This window comes from Afipia sp. GAS231 (genome assembly GCF_900103365.1).
Classification (GTDB): Bacteria; Pseudomonadota; Alphaproteobacteria; order Rhizobiales; family Xanthobacteraceae; genus Bradyrhizobium.
Map to the genome: position 1 here is coordinate 3887400 of NZ_LT629703.1, position 12118 is coordinate 3899517.

Here is a 12118-nt window from a genome sequence, read left to right on the forward strand (position 1 = left end):
GACGCGGCGGGCAAGCATTTTTCCTCGGAGAGTGAACGATGGGTTACAAAGTCGCGGTGGTCGGTGCGACCGGCAATGTCGGGCGCGAAATGCTCAACATCCTGGACGAGCGCAAATTCCCCGCCGACGAGGTCGTGGTGCTGGCCTCGCGCCGCAGCGTCGGCGTCGAGGTCTCCTATGGCGACCGAACCCTGAAGGTCAAAGCGCTCGAGCACTATGATTTTTCCGACGTCGATATTTGCCTGATGTCGGCCGGTGGCGCGGTGTCGAAGGAATGGTCGCCCAAGATCGGCGCCGCAGGCTGCGTCGTGATCGACAATTCGTCGGCCTGGCGGATGGATCCGGACGTGCCGCTGATCGTGCCGGAAGTGAACGCCGACGCGGTCGCGGGCTTCACCAAGAAGAACATCATCGCCAACCCGAACTGCTCGACCGCGCAACTCGTGGTCGCGCTGAAGCCGCTGCACGACAAGGCTACCATCACCCGCGTCGTGGTCGCGACCTATCAATCGGTGTCGGGCGCCGGCAAGGATGCGATGGACGAACTGTTCACGCAGACCAAGGCCGTCTACACCAACAGCGAACTGGTCAACAAGAAATTCCCGAAGCGTATCGCCTTCAACGTCATCCCCGAGATCGACGTGTTCATGGAGGACGGCTACACCAAGGAAGAGTGGAAGATGATGATGGAGACCAAGAAGATTCTTGATCCCAAAATCAGGCTGACCGCGACCTGCGTCCGCGTGCCTGTGTTCGTCGGCCACTCCGAAGCCGTTAACATCGAATTCGCCAACCCGATCAGCGCCGACGAGGCGCGCAACATCCTGCGCAACGCGCCGGGTTGCCTCGTCATCGACAAACACGAGCCAGGCGGCTACGTCACGCCGTATGAGGCGGCCGGCGAGGACGCGACCTATATCAGCCGCATCCGCGAGGATAATACGGTCGAGAACGGCCTGTCGCTGTGGTGCGTCTCCGACAACCTGCGCAAGGGTGCCGCGCTGAACGCGATCCAGATCGCCGAGTGCCTGATCAACCGCAAGCTGATCAGCGCCAAGAAGAAGGCCGCCTGAGCGGCGGCGAATAGGATTATTGAAGTGAGTCCCTCATGGTGAGGAGCGCGTCTTCGCGCGTCTCGAACCATGAGGCCCGTGGCCCATCCTTCGAGACGCGGCCAAGTGGCCGCTCCTCAGGATGAGGACAGTTCCGGGCCACGAGACTACGCGATCTCGCTATTCGCCCACTAACTCGCCGATGCCGCGAAATTCCTTCGCCACCGGATCGAGCACGAACAGCGAGCCTTCGGCGACGCCGAAATAGGCGCCGTGCAGGCTCATCTCGCCGCGCTCGACACTGTTGCGCACGAACGGAAACGTCATCAGGTTTTCGAGGCTGCGAAACACCGCGGCCTTTTCGATCCGCGTCGTGAAATCCTGCCGGCTCTCATGCTCGCGCTGGCTGACCTTCTCGCCGGGCTTGATGAACATCTGCATCCACCGCCCGATGAAGTCGCCCGGCGACAGCGGATCGATATCGTCGATGAAGGCTTTGATGCCGCCGCACTGGGCATGGCCGAGCACCACGACGTGTTTCACCTTCAAGACCTGTACCGCGTATTCCAATGCCGCCGAGACGCCATGCGCGCCGCCGTCGGGCTGGAATACCGGCACCAGATTGGCGACGTTGCGCACCACGAACAGCTCGCCCGGGCCGGCGTCGAAAATCACTTCCGGCGAAACCCGGGAATCGCAGCAGCCGATCACCATGACGGCGGGCGACTGGCCGCGCTCGGAAAGTTCCCGATAGCGGGTCTGCTCGGTCGGCAGCCGCTGCGAGGTGAAGGTCCGGTAGCCTTCGATCAGATGTTTGGGAAATTCAGCCATGCTTTCCGCCTTGATTGGCCCTTGCCTAACCACAGGCCGATGACAGGAACAAGGCTTTCGGGCCCCGGCTCGAAATGTTAGGCGTGGTTGCCAAAAAAATGCTCAAGGAACTCGCCGATGACCCGTCCGCGCCGCAGCCTGTTGTTCATGCCGGGATCGAACGCGCGGGCGCTGGAGAAGGCGCGCATATTGCCCGCCGATGGCATCATTCTCGACCTCGAGGATTCGGTGGCGCCGGACGCCAAGGCTACCGCCCGCGACCAGATCGCCAAGGCGGTCGCGGCCGGTGGGTTCGGCAAGCGCGAGGTGCTGATCCGCATCAACAGCCTCGATACGCCCTGGTGGGTCGACGATATCGGCATGGCCGGCAAGGCCAGGCCCGACGGCATCCTGGTTCCCAAAATCTCCACCGTCGGCGATCTCAATGCCATCGCCGACCGTCTTAGTGACATCAACGCCGACACCTCGATCCGGGTCTGGGCCATGATCGAGACCGCGCGCGCGGTGTTGGACGCGGACAAGCTCGCTGCCGCGGCCAAGGATTCGGAAACCCGCCTCGCCGGCTTCGTGTTCGGACCCAATGATATTTCGCGGGAGACGCGGATCCGGATGGCGCCGGGCCGGGCGGCGATGATCCCGATGATCACGCATTGTATTCTGGCGACGCGCGCACACGGGCTGGAAATTCTCGACGGTCCCTACAGCGACATCGCCAATATCGACGGCTTTGCCGCCGAATGCGCCCAGGGCCGCGATCTCGGCTTCGACGGCAAGACACTGATCCATCCGAGCCACATCGAAGCCTGCAACGCCATCTTCACGCCGCCGGCCGAAGAGGTCGCTGAAGCCCGCAAGATCATCGCGGCATTTGCCAAGCCCGAAAACGCCTCGCGCGGCGCGATCCAGCTCGACGGCCGGATGGTAGAGCGGCTGCACGCCGACATGGCCAAGCGCACGATCGCGATTGCCGACGCGATCGCGGCGATGGGAAGTTGATTCATCCCACGGTCGAGGCCCTCTTCCCCTCTCCCCCCTGTGGGAGAGGGTGGACGCGATGCGCGGCATCGCGGACGGGTGAGGGGTTCTCTCCGCGGATAGAAACCCCTCATCCGGCGCGCTTTGCGCGCCACCTTCTCCCATCCCAACTCGGGTTTACCCGAGTTGGGCATATTAATTGTCGAAGTCGGATAAATCCGACTTCGATGGGAGAAGGGAGGAGTCCGTGCTCAACCGAACTTCTCCGCCGCCCAGGCATACAGGCTTCCCGGGATCGGCTCTTCACCGCCGCGGCCCTTGGGCGAGATGTGCAGGCCGATGATGCCGGGATCGGCGAGCAGCGCCGAAAAATCCGAGCGCTCGAAAAACAGCTTCGGTTCGGCATGCACGGCATAGAACGACTGCTTCGGCAGCGCATGCTGCAATTCATTCGACCGGCGCGCCAAGGCTGTGAGCGCGGCCGGACCGTAGATCGCGACCCTGATATCGGAAAGGCGGTTTGAACGGCCGCGCCATTGCCGCCAGGCAAAGGTCAGGCGATGGCGCAGCGCCAGCCAGTCCGGCGTCAGTTCGTCCTGTTCCATCAGCTCTTCGAACGCGCGCACGATTTTGTCGTCCGGCGGCAAATACAGCACCGAGTTGCCGAGCTGGCGCGGACGCTCCCAGGCGAAATAGGGTTTTGCCGGATCGATCTCGACCGGCTTCAACAGCAGCACGTCGGCGTCGAGCCAGAGCCCGGCCTTTTCCGCCATCAGCCGCATGCGGAAGAAATCGCTGAACTGCAGAATGGTCCAGTCACGCCAGCTTCCGTCGGGCTCCGGCGGACGCAGCCGTTCGGCAAAGAAATGCGGCAGGATCGCCTCGGCCTCGGCATTGCCGACGCCGTCGGGCAGGCCGGCGAGCGGGTCGAAACTGTAGACGGTGACCTTGTGGCCGGCAGCGACCTGCGATCGCAGGCAGGTCAGCCGGAGCCCGTCGAGCGGGCCATGCCAGAAGCTGACGACGTCAGGCCGCATCCGCGTCGCCCCATAAAAAAAGAGCCCCGATTTTTGCTCGGGGCTCTCAGAGAAACATCAAGCCCAGGCGCGTTCTTTCTTCGCCTTGGCTTCGTAGCTGTCGATCGAGGTCTTCTTCTCCATCGTCAGCCCGATGTCGTCGAGGCCGTTGAGCAGGCAATGCTTGCGGAACGGATCGATCTCGAACTTCACCGTGCCGCCGTCGGGGCCACGGATTTCCTGCTTGGCGAGATCGATCGACAACGTCGCATTGGAGCCGCGGTCGGCATCGTCGAACAGCTTGTCGAGATCTTCTTGGGCAACGCGGATCGGCAGAATGCCGTTCTTGAAGCAGTTGTTGTAGAAGATGTCGCCGAACGAGGTCGAGATCACGCAGCGGATGCCGAAATCCAACAGCGCCCACGGCGCGTGCTCACGGCTCGAGCCGCAGCCGAAATTATCACCGGCGACCAGCACCTTCGAATTCCGGTAGGCCGGCTTGTTGAGGATGAAATCGGGATTCTCGCTGCCGTCATCCTTGTAGCGCTGTTCCGAGAAAAGCCCCTTGCCGAGGCCGGTGCGCTTGATGGTTTTCAGGTACTGCTTCGGAATGATCATGTCGGTGTCGACATTGATGATCTTCAAGGGCGCCGCGACGCCTTCCAGTGTGGTGAACTTTTCCATCGATCGCTTCCCGGTCTGAAATGAGGGATAGGGCGGCTGATTTATACCGAATAGGGCCTTGGCAAAAGGCTAATTTCCGCATGGTTGCTTTGTTTGACGCGTTTTCTTGACGCGAACCGGGCTCCACAAAACGCTATGGCCTAACCTGCATTGGCCTCGATCGCCTCCATATCGGCGTCGGAGAGCCCGAAATGGTGCCCGATTTCGTGAATCAGGACGTGGCGGACGATATGGCCCAGCGTTTCCTCATGCTCGGCCCAGTAGTCGAGGATCGGCCGGCGGTAGAGCCAGATCATGTTGGGCAGGCGGGCGATGTCGCCGTGGCTCTGCTGCGGCAGGCCGGTGCCCTGGAACAGGCCGAGCAGGTCGAATTCGGATTGCGCCTGCATCTCGTCCAGGACTTCGTCGGTCGGAAAATCGTCGACGCGCAGGATCACGCCTTCGCACAGAGTGCGAAAATCAGCCGGCAGGCGCTCGAACACCTCATGCGCCATGGCTTCCATTTCGGCGAGCGAGGGGGCTTTTGCTTCGGTCCACATGACGCCTACTTAGAACATGTTCCCGACCGGCGCATACCGGTTTTGCGGGAGTTGACCTTGGCGCTCCAATCGGAGACCGTACGGCCTGATATCAGGCTTGGGTGGGCGATATGACGCGGTTTGTGACGGTTGCACTTTGGGTGGCTTTCGCCGGGCTTTTGCTCACGGGCACGGCCGCGCAGGCGCAAACGGCGACGCAGGGCGCGCGGAAGCCGGCCGTGTCGGTCACGGACGTGTCCGCGCAAAGCCGAAAGCTGCGGCGCGTGCCGATCTACCGGCCCGATTGGGAGCCCGACGTCTATCCCCGCTACAACCCCGGCCCCAACGCGGTGCGGGATTGCACGGCGACCTATGTGCAGGAACGTCGGCCGAGCGGCACGGTGATCACGCCGCGCATGAACTGCTACTGGCGGCCCGGCTAGGCACTCTGTCGCTTGCTGACTTAGTGTTGCTTTCGCATGGCACCGATCAGTCCGGCGGCGACGACAAGCGCTGATGCGCCGTAGACCAGGATGGCCATGACCACCTGGGTGAGATGGCTTGCGGTTCCCATCCCGCCGCCGGGGCCCTGCGACGCAAGGGCAGCACTGGCCCACGACACGCCAGCGACGATCGAAGCCGTCGCCATCGCGGCGCGCGACATCGAACTGTGCATGCATGGTAATGTCATGACGATCTCCTGAAGAACCAACTCAAGAAGATACGGCGACAGTCTACGACGGTTTTGCGCACGCGCGTGAAAATATTGTCCTGCGCAGCGGAACAACGACATGTGATCCGCATTCATGTTCGTGGCGCGATCATTCAGGCCGCATTCACGTGATCAGCTTCAACATCTGAACTGCGTCGCGTCGATGCGGCTCACATGAACCCAGGGAGACCCTAGATGCAGGTGACGAAAGTATCTCCGGCCAAAGTTTTTGGGCTTGCGGCCGTCGGCGCATTGCTCGTGCTCGCCGCTCCGACCGCACAAGCGCTGTCGCTCAGCAATCCCGGCGCCGCCGCGGCGGTCCAGCAGGATATCAAAGCCGATACCACCGAAGTCAGGTGGGGATATCATCATCACCATCGCTGGCACCGCGGCTGGCATCGTCACCACCGCTGGCATCATCGTCATCACTGGCGCCGCTGGTAATATCCCGTAGCGTTTTCAAGCGAAGTGGCTACCGGTTCGCATAGCAATCAAGCTTGCGCAGATTGCGTAGACTTATCTGCGGTAGAAAACGCGTCAACCAAATAATTGAATTCAAATAGGCCCGCTATCGCGGGCCTGTTTTCGTTTCGGCGGTCTTTTCGTTTCAATCTCCGCTGGTGCATGATGTCGCGGTTGCGAAACCGGCCCGTTCGCTTCACGTTATCTGGCCATATCGATCCAACCAGGAGCTCATCATGAAGCGTTTGATCGGCGCGGCCCTCGTTGCGGGCGCATTTGTATTTGCCACTCCGGCAACGATCGATCAGGTTGCGGCTGCGCCGCAAGCAAAGTCGGCTGTTACGCGAGATCCGATCGACATCAGCGCACGCCGTCACTACCGGCACCATGATCGTCACTACGGCTATCGTACGTACGATCGGTCCTATTACTATGCGCGGCCCTATTATTATCGGCCGTATCCGTATTACGCGCCGGCGCCGTTCCCGTTCGGCCTCGGCTTTGGTCCGTTCTGGTGAAGATGAATCGTAGGGTGGATTAGCGCTAGCGTAATCCACCCTCTTTGCCCGAGAGAGAAGAGGTAGGTTACGCCTTGCGGCTAACCCACCCTACGAAGCGACGAAGCATTTCTTCGTTGCGGCGCGCGCATTCATGGCGGGTTCACGTGCCTGTCCGTAATGTCATGATGGGGCGATCGCACACAAACGCGGCGCGGCCCGCCGCCGTGCGGCGCAAGGCATCGACGCCGGTTAGGGAGGTTCATCGATGACGACATCCAATCCCGGACGCGGCCTTGTCCGCCGTCTGGGTCTTGCGGCTGCGGCCATCCTCGTTCTCGCAGCCTTCTCACAACAGCGCGCCGAGGCGTTTTCGCTTGCCAGTCCCGGCACTGCGCCGTTGGCGAAAGTCGCGACCGACGGATCGGTGATCCCGGTTCGCGGCGGTCACGGTGGTGGCGGCCATGGCGGCGGCGGTTTCCACGGCGGAGGTGGTGGCTTCCACGGTGGAGGTTTCCATGGTGGAGGTTTCCACGGTGGTAGTTTTCACGGCGGCGGCTTTCATGGCGGTGGTTTCCGCGCCGCGCACGTGTTCCGCGGTGGTGGCTATGGCGGCTATCGCGCGTTCCACTATGGCGGCTATCGCCATGCGTACTATCGGCCGCACTTCTTTCACCGGCATCATCACTTCCGGCGCTTCTACGGAGCGTCCTACTATCCCTACTATTACGGTTATCCGCACCGCTACTGCCGGGTGGTCTGGACCTATTACGGGCCGCACAGGATCTGCCGCTATCGCCCGTGGTACCGTCACCACTATTGGCATCGGCGCCACCACTGGCACCACTATCGCTATTGGTGAGCATAAAGAAAAACAGGCGCCCGATCGGGCGCCTGTTTTTCTTCACGGAAAGCGTCGCGGGCTTAGCTGCCAGGGCTTAGCTGCCGAAACCCCAGTCCTTGAATTTCCACGGCTTGATCTTCCACGGCGTGATATTTTCAAGCCGCCACTGTTCCATCCGCTCCGACCGATGGCTGAGACGGGAGGTTTCCTTGCCCGGTACCTCCGGCGGAAGATCGACGATGCGCGACTGATTGCTGCGACGCGACTGCCTGGTCGCCTCGCTGATCAAATCGACGAATTCGGGCTTGTCCGCCATGGCCGGTTTCCTCGCGAAAATGCTTCCGCAAGGGATCAATCTGCGCCCAGCCCGTTAACGAGGCGTTTCCAGAACGCCTCGTTGTCGAGACAAACGGCTTCTTTTGTTCTGACGCGTTTTCTGCCGCAGATAAGTTTACGCAATCTGCGCAAGCTTGATTGCGGTGCGAACCGGTGCCCACCCACGGATCAAGTCCGAGGGCATGCTTCGCTCGAAAACGCTTTTTTAATGCCAGTCCCGGATGTCGACGAAGTGCCCGGCGATCGCCGCGGCCGCTGCCATTGCCGGCGACACCAGGTGGGTGCGGCCCTTGAAACCCTGACGGCCTTCGAAGTTGCGGTTCGAGGTCGAAGCGCAGCGTTCTTCCGGCGCCAGCTTGTCCGGGTTCATGGCAAGGCACATCGAGCAGCCCGGCTCGCGCCATTCGAAGCCGGCCGCGATGAAGATCTTGTCGAGGCCTTCGGCTTCCGCCTGCTCCTTCACGATGCCGGAGCCCGGCACGATCATCGCGTTGACATGACTGCTGACGGTCTTGCCCGCGGCGACCTTGGCGGCCGCGCGCAGATCCTCGATGCGGCCGTTGGTGCAGGAGCCGATGAAAACCCGATCCAGCTTGATGTCGGTGATCTTCGTTCCCGCCGTCAGGCCCATATATTTCAGCGCACGATGCTTCGACAGCCGCTTGGCTTCGTCGGCGATCTCATCGGGATCCGGCACCAGGCCCGCGATCGAGACCACGTCTTCGGGCGAGGTGCCCCAGGTTACGATCGGCGGCAGTTTGGCCGCGTCCAGCTTGAGCTCGTGGTCGAAATGCGCGCCCTGGTCGGAGCGTAGCGTGTCCCAGTAGCGCATCGCGGCATCCCAGGCCTCGTCCTTCGGCGATTTCGGGCGGCCCTTGAGGAATTCGAACGCCTTTTCGTCTGGCGCGATCAGGCCGGCGCGGGCGCCGCCTTCGATCGACATGTTGCAGACGGTCATGCGGCCTTCCATCGACAGTGCACGGATCGCATCGCCGGCATATTCCAGCACATAGCCGGTGCCGCCGGCGGTGCCGATCTCGCCGATGATCGCCAGGATGATGTCCTTGCCGGTGACGCCGTCGGGCAATTTGCCGTCGACCGACACGCGCATGTTCTTGGCCTTCTTCTGGATCAGCGTCTGCGTCGCCAGCACGTGCTCGACTTCCGAGGTGCCGATGCCGTGCGCCAGCGCGCCGAACGCGCCATGCGTCGAGGTGTGGCTGTCACCGCAGACGATGGTGGTGCCGGGCAGCGTAAAGCCCTGCTCCGGGCCGATGACGTGGACGATGCCCTGACGCTTGTCGAATTCGTTGAAATACTCGATGCCGAATTCCTTGGCGTTCGCTTCCATCACCCGCATCTGCTCGATGCTCTCCGGATCGGGATTGGGCTTGGAGCGGTCGGTGGTCGGGATGTTGTGATCGACCACGGCCAGCGTCTTCTCCGGCGCGTGTACCTTGCGGCCGGTGGCGCGCAGGCCTTCGAACGCCTGCGGCGAGGTCACCTCGTGCACCAGGTGGCGGTCGATGTAGAGCAGGCAGGTGCCGTCATCGGCTTCGTGCACCAGGTGGTCGTTCCAGATCTTGTCGTACAGCGTGGTCGGTTTGGACATGAGCGTCAGCTCCAAAGGAAATTCTGTGTGAGCGATAAAGCGCGGCAGCGCGCGAGCAGAGCAGATTCAGCGCAGCATCAGGCTGCGCTTGTAAGCTCTGAGGTCGCCGAGGTCGCAAAGCGTCCGAAGAAGCGGCCAGGCAGCCGCGAGCGGTCGTCGATCACGATGGGGGCGACGTTCCGGCCGGCAGTGCTGGTCTGATCTGGAACCATTTTAAATTTCTAACACAGGCCCTGCAGCCGCGACAATCAATCGATTGGACAGGGCAGATGTCCATATAGGTACCGGGCAACAAAAAAGCGCGGGGCAAGCCCCGCGCTCTCCGTCACATCTCCTGAGGAGACGAATTACTCGCCGACGGCGGCAGCGCGCTCGGTCTTTTCGACGATGCGGGCCGACTTGCCGCGCAGCTGACGCAGGTAATACAGCTTGGCGCGACGCACCTTGCCGCGGCGCACCACCTTGATCGAGTCGATCATCGGCGACATCACGGGGAATACGCGCTCGACGCCTTCGCCGTAGGAGATCTTGCGAACGGTGAAGCTCTCGTTGAGCCCGCCGCCGGAACGGCCGATGCAGACGCCTTCATAGGCCTGCACGCGGGTGCGCTCGCCTTCGACCACCTTGACGTTGACGATCACGGTATCGCCGGGGCCAAATTCCGGAATCGTCTTGGTGGCGGCGAGCTTGTCGAACTGCTCTTTTTCGAGCTCTTGAATGAGGTTCATTTTGAAATCTCCATCGGCGGCGCGCCCAGCCAGTCCAGCGCGGGCTGCGCGAACGTCCATCTATCCATGCGCGGATTTGGCGCCCGTATAAGGCAAAGGCGCGCGCTTGTCACCCGTCTGTCGTGCTTTTTGTCCCGGTTTGGCGGGACTTTATCGCCCACAGATCCGGGCGCCGCGCCCGGGTCAGGGCCTCGGACTCGGCCCGGCGCCAGGCCGCCACCTTGGCATGGTCGCCGGAAGTAAGGGTTTCGGGGATGGTCCGGCCCTCGAACTCCTGCGGCCGGGTATATTGGGGGTATTCCAGTAGTCCTTCGGAAAAGCTCTCGTCCGTCCCGGAGGCCAGTTTGCCCATCACGCCCGGCAAAAGCCGCACGCAGGCGTCGATCAGCGCTAACGCTGCGATTTCGCCGCCTGACAGCACGTAATCGCCGACCGAGACTTCCTCGAGGTTCCGCGCGTCGATGACCCGCTGGTCGATGCCCTCGAACCGGCCGCAGACGATCAGGGGGCCGGGCCCGGCGGCGAGTTCCAGCACCCGCGACTGGGTCAATGGCCGACCCCGCGGGCTCATCAGCAGGCGCGGCCTGGTCTGGTCAGCCTCCGCGACATCGATGGCGGCTGCCAGCACGTCGGCCCGCAGCACCATGCCGGGTCCGCCGCCGGCCGGAGTGTCGTCAACGCTGCGATGCTTGTCGGTGGCGGAATCCCGGATATCGCGCGCCTCCAGCGACCACAGCCCCGAGGCCAGCGCCTTGCCCGCCAGGCTGACGCCGAGCGGCCCCGGAAACATGTCGGGGAAAAGCGTGAGAACGGTGGCGCGCCAAATCATTGAAAACACGTCATTGGAAACCCATCACGTGAGCGTCGGAACGTCGTCGCCTTCGATTTCCTGCGGCAGTTCGATCACCACGCGTCCGCCGGCAAGATCGACCGTGGGCACCACAGCATTGGTGAACGGCAGCAACAACGTGGGACCGCTCGGTGGCGCGATCTCGATGATGTCGCCGGCGCCGAAATTATGGATCGCCAGCACGCGGCCGATCGGTTCATTCGCAGCATTGACGGCGGCAAGCCCGATCAGGTCGGCGTGGTAATATTCGTCCGCGTCGGTCGCGGGCAGTTTGTCACGCGCGACATAGAGTTCGATGCCGTTGAGGCGCTCGGCGTCCTCGCGAGTCGCAACGCCTTTCAGCGTCGCCACCAGATGGTCCTTGGCCGGACGGGCGTGCGTCACTTCGAACTGGCGCGCGCCGTCTTTGGTCGTCAGCGGGCCGTAATCCATCACGGCCAGCGGGTCTTCGGTAAATGGCCACAGTTTCACTGCGCCGCGCACGCCATGCGCGGCGCCGATCCGGGCGACGCAAATCGGTGCTGCCACCGTCGTGCGCCGCTACGTCTTACTTCGAAGCAGCTTCAGCGGCGGCCTTGCGCTCCTTGCGCGGCACGGCCTTTTCCGGGTTGTTGCGCGCGGCGCGCTTGACGACGCCGGCAGCATCCAGGAAGCGGGTCACGCGGTCCGACGGCTGCGCGCCCTTGGCGAGCCAGGCCTTGACCTTGTCCATGTCGAGCTTGAGCCGGGACTCGTTGTCCTTCGGCAGCAGCGGATTGAAATGGCCGAGACGCTCGATGAAGCGGCCGTCGCGGGGAAAGCGCGAGTCGGCGACGACGACGTGATAGACCGGACGCTTCTTGGTGCCTGCGCGAGCGAGGCGGATAACGACTGACATTTAGTTCTCCTGCGTGTGGTTGGATTAAGCGATGGTTTGTTAGTTCGTCATTGCTTGCACAAACGCGAAGCGTTTGTGCAAGGGAGCGAAGCGACGAAGCAATCCAGTCTTCCTTGTGGCTCTC

The 12118-nt window shown here is 62.4% G+C and carries 18 protein-coding genes; 6 read left to right on the forward strand and 12 right to left on the reverse strand.

From position 1 onward, the window contains the following. Window positions 1–38 precede the first annotated feature (38 nt). Complete coding sequence (locus tag BLS26_RS18375; RefSeq protein WP_092513423.1) at window positions 39–1073, forward strand: aspartate-semialdehyde dehydrogenase; 1035 nt, start codon at window positions 39–41, stop codon at window positions 1071–1073. 159 nt (window positions 1074–1232) lie between these two features. Here the strand turns inward: BLS26_RS18375 and BLS26_RS18380 are convergent, their stop codons facing one another. Further along, window positions 1233–1883 (reverse strand): carbonic anhydrase, encoded by a 651-nt coding sequence (locus BLS26_RS18380; protein WP_092513425.1) that lies wholly within the window; start codon window positions 1881–1883, stop codon window positions 1233–1235. A gap of 117 nt (window positions 1884–2000) precedes the next feature. Between BLS26_RS18380 and BLS26_RS18385 the strand changes: the two genes are divergently transcribed. Continuing rightward, window positions 2001–2879 carry a CoA ester lyase gene (locus BLS26_RS18385; protein ID WP_092513427.1) on the forward strand — a complete coding sequence of 293 codons (879 nt, stop codon included), beginning with the start codon at window positions 2001–2003 and terminating at the stop codon, window positions 2877–2879. A gap of 230 nt (window positions 2880–3109) precedes the next feature. Here BLS26_RS18385 and BLS26_RS18390 read toward each other — a convergent pair whose 3' ends face one another. The 3 genes from BLS26_RS18390 to BLS26_RS18400 form a co-directional block, all read right to left on the reverse strand. After that, window positions 3110–3895: a hypothetical protein gene (locus tag BLS26_RS18390; RefSeq protein ID WP_092513429.1), complete on the reverse strand. Its 786-nt coding sequence runs from the start codon at window positions 3893–3895 to the stop codon at window positions 3110–3112. Window positions 3896–3952: 57 nt separating this feature from the next. Continuing rightward, complete coding sequence (leuD, locus tag BLS26_RS18395) at window positions 3953–4558, reverse strand: 3-isopropylmalate dehydratase small subunit (RefSeq protein WP_092513431.1); 606 nt, start codon at window positions 4556–4558, stop codon at window positions 3953–3955. Window positions 4559–4698: 140 nt separating this feature from the next. Next, complete coding sequence (locus tag BLS26_RS18400; RefSeq protein ID WP_092513433.1) at window positions 4699–5097, reverse strand: metallopeptidase family protein; 399 nt, start codon at window positions 5095–5097, stop codon at window positions 4699–4701. A 110-nt stretch (window positions 5098–5207) separates the two neighbouring features. On the opposite strand from BLS26_RS18400, the gene BLS26_RS18405 reads away from it, so the two are divergent. Next, entirely contained in the window at window positions 5208–5519 is a 312-nt protein-coding gene (locus BLS26_RS18405) for a hypothetical protein (protein ID WP_092518220.1), read from the forward strand. A 20-nt stretch (window positions 5520–5539) separates the two neighbouring features. Here BLS26_RS18405 and BLS26_RS18410 read toward each other — a convergent pair whose 3' ends face one another. Beyond that, a complete protein-coding gene (locus tag BLS26_RS18410; protein WP_244541617.1) occupies window positions 5540–5767 on the reverse strand; it encodes a hypothetical protein in 228 nt (75 codons plus the stop codon). Between the two features lie 216 nt (window positions 5768–5983). Here BLS26_RS18410 and BLS26_RS18415 point away from each other — a divergent pair, with 216 nt between their 5' ends. The 3 genes from BLS26_RS18415 (at window position 5984) to BLS26_RS36310 (ending at window position 7609) form a co-directional block, all read left to right on the forward strand. Continuing rightward, window positions 5984–6232: a hypothetical protein gene (locus tag BLS26_RS18415; RefSeq protein ID WP_092513435.1), complete on the forward strand. Its 249-nt coding sequence runs from the start codon at window positions 5984–5986 to the stop codon at window positions 6230–6232. A gap of 254 nt (window positions 6233–6486) precedes the next feature. Beyond that, the gene (locus BLS26_RS18420) at window positions 6487–6768 is read left to right on the forward strand and encodes a hypothetical protein (protein WP_092518224.1); all 282 of its coding nucleotides are present in this window, start codon (window positions 6487–6489) and stop codon (window positions 6766–6768) included. Between the two features lie 247 nt (window positions 6769–7015). Beyond that, on the forward strand, window positions 7016–7609 hold the full coding sequence (locus tag BLS26_RS36310) for a hypothetical protein (protein ID WP_172804627.1): 594 nt from the start codon (window positions 7016–7018) through the stop codon (window positions 7607–7609). A 76-nt stretch (window positions 7610–7685) separates the two neighbouring features. Here BLS26_RS36310 and BLS26_RS18435 read toward each other — a convergent pair whose 3' ends face one another. The 7 genes from BLS26_RS18435 to rpsP all read right to left on the reverse strand — a co-directional run bounded on the left by BLS26_RS18435 (window position 7686) and on the right by rpsP (window position 11994). Continuing rightward, window positions 7686–7907 carry a hypothetical protein gene (locus BLS26_RS18435; protein WP_092513439.1) on the reverse strand — a complete coding sequence of 74 codons (222 nt, stop codon included), beginning with the start codon at window positions 7905–7907 and terminating at the stop codon, window positions 7686–7688. Between the two features lie 225 nt (window positions 7908–8132). Next, window positions 8133–9539: a 3-isopropylmalate dehydratase large subunit gene (gene leuC, locus BLS26_RS18440; RefSeq protein WP_092518226.1), complete on the reverse strand. Its 1407-nt coding sequence runs from the start codon at window positions 9537–9539 to the stop codon at window positions 8133–8135. Between the two features lie 77 nt (window positions 9540–9616). Then, a complete protein-coding gene (locus tag BLS26_RS37065) occupies window positions 9617–9751 on the reverse strand; it encodes a hypothetical protein (protein WP_256385877.1) in 135 nt (44 codons plus the stop codon). Window positions 9752–9886: 135 nt separating this feature from the next. Continuing rightward, window positions 9887–10267 carry a 50S ribosomal protein L19 gene (gene rplS, locus BLS26_RS18445; RefSeq protein ID WP_074821565.1) on the reverse strand — a complete coding sequence of 127 codons (381 nt, stop codon included), beginning with the start codon at window positions 10265–10267 and terminating at the stop codon, window positions 9887–9889. Between the two features lie 109 nt (window positions 10268–10376). After that, window positions 10377–11096, reverse strand: coding sequence for a tRNA (guanosine(37)-N1)-methyltransferase TrmD (gene trmD, locus BLS26_RS18450; RefSeq protein ID WP_092513441.1), 720 nt, complete (start codon window positions 11094–11096; stop codon window positions 10377–10379). Window positions 11097–11120: 24 nt separating this feature from the next. After that, window positions 11121–11645: a ribosome maturation factor RimM gene (rimM, locus tag BLS26_RS18455; RefSeq protein WP_092513443.1), complete on the reverse strand. Its 525-nt coding sequence runs from the start codon at window positions 11643–11645 to the stop codon at window positions 11121–11123. Window positions 11646–11664: 19 nt separating this feature from the next. Then, on the reverse strand, window positions 11665–11994 hold the full coding sequence (rpsP, locus tag BLS26_RS18460; RefSeq protein ID WP_092513445.1) for a 30S ribosomal protein S16: 330 nt from the start codon (window positions 11992–11994) through the stop codon (window positions 11665–11667). Window positions 11995–12118 lie beyond the last annotated feature (124 nt).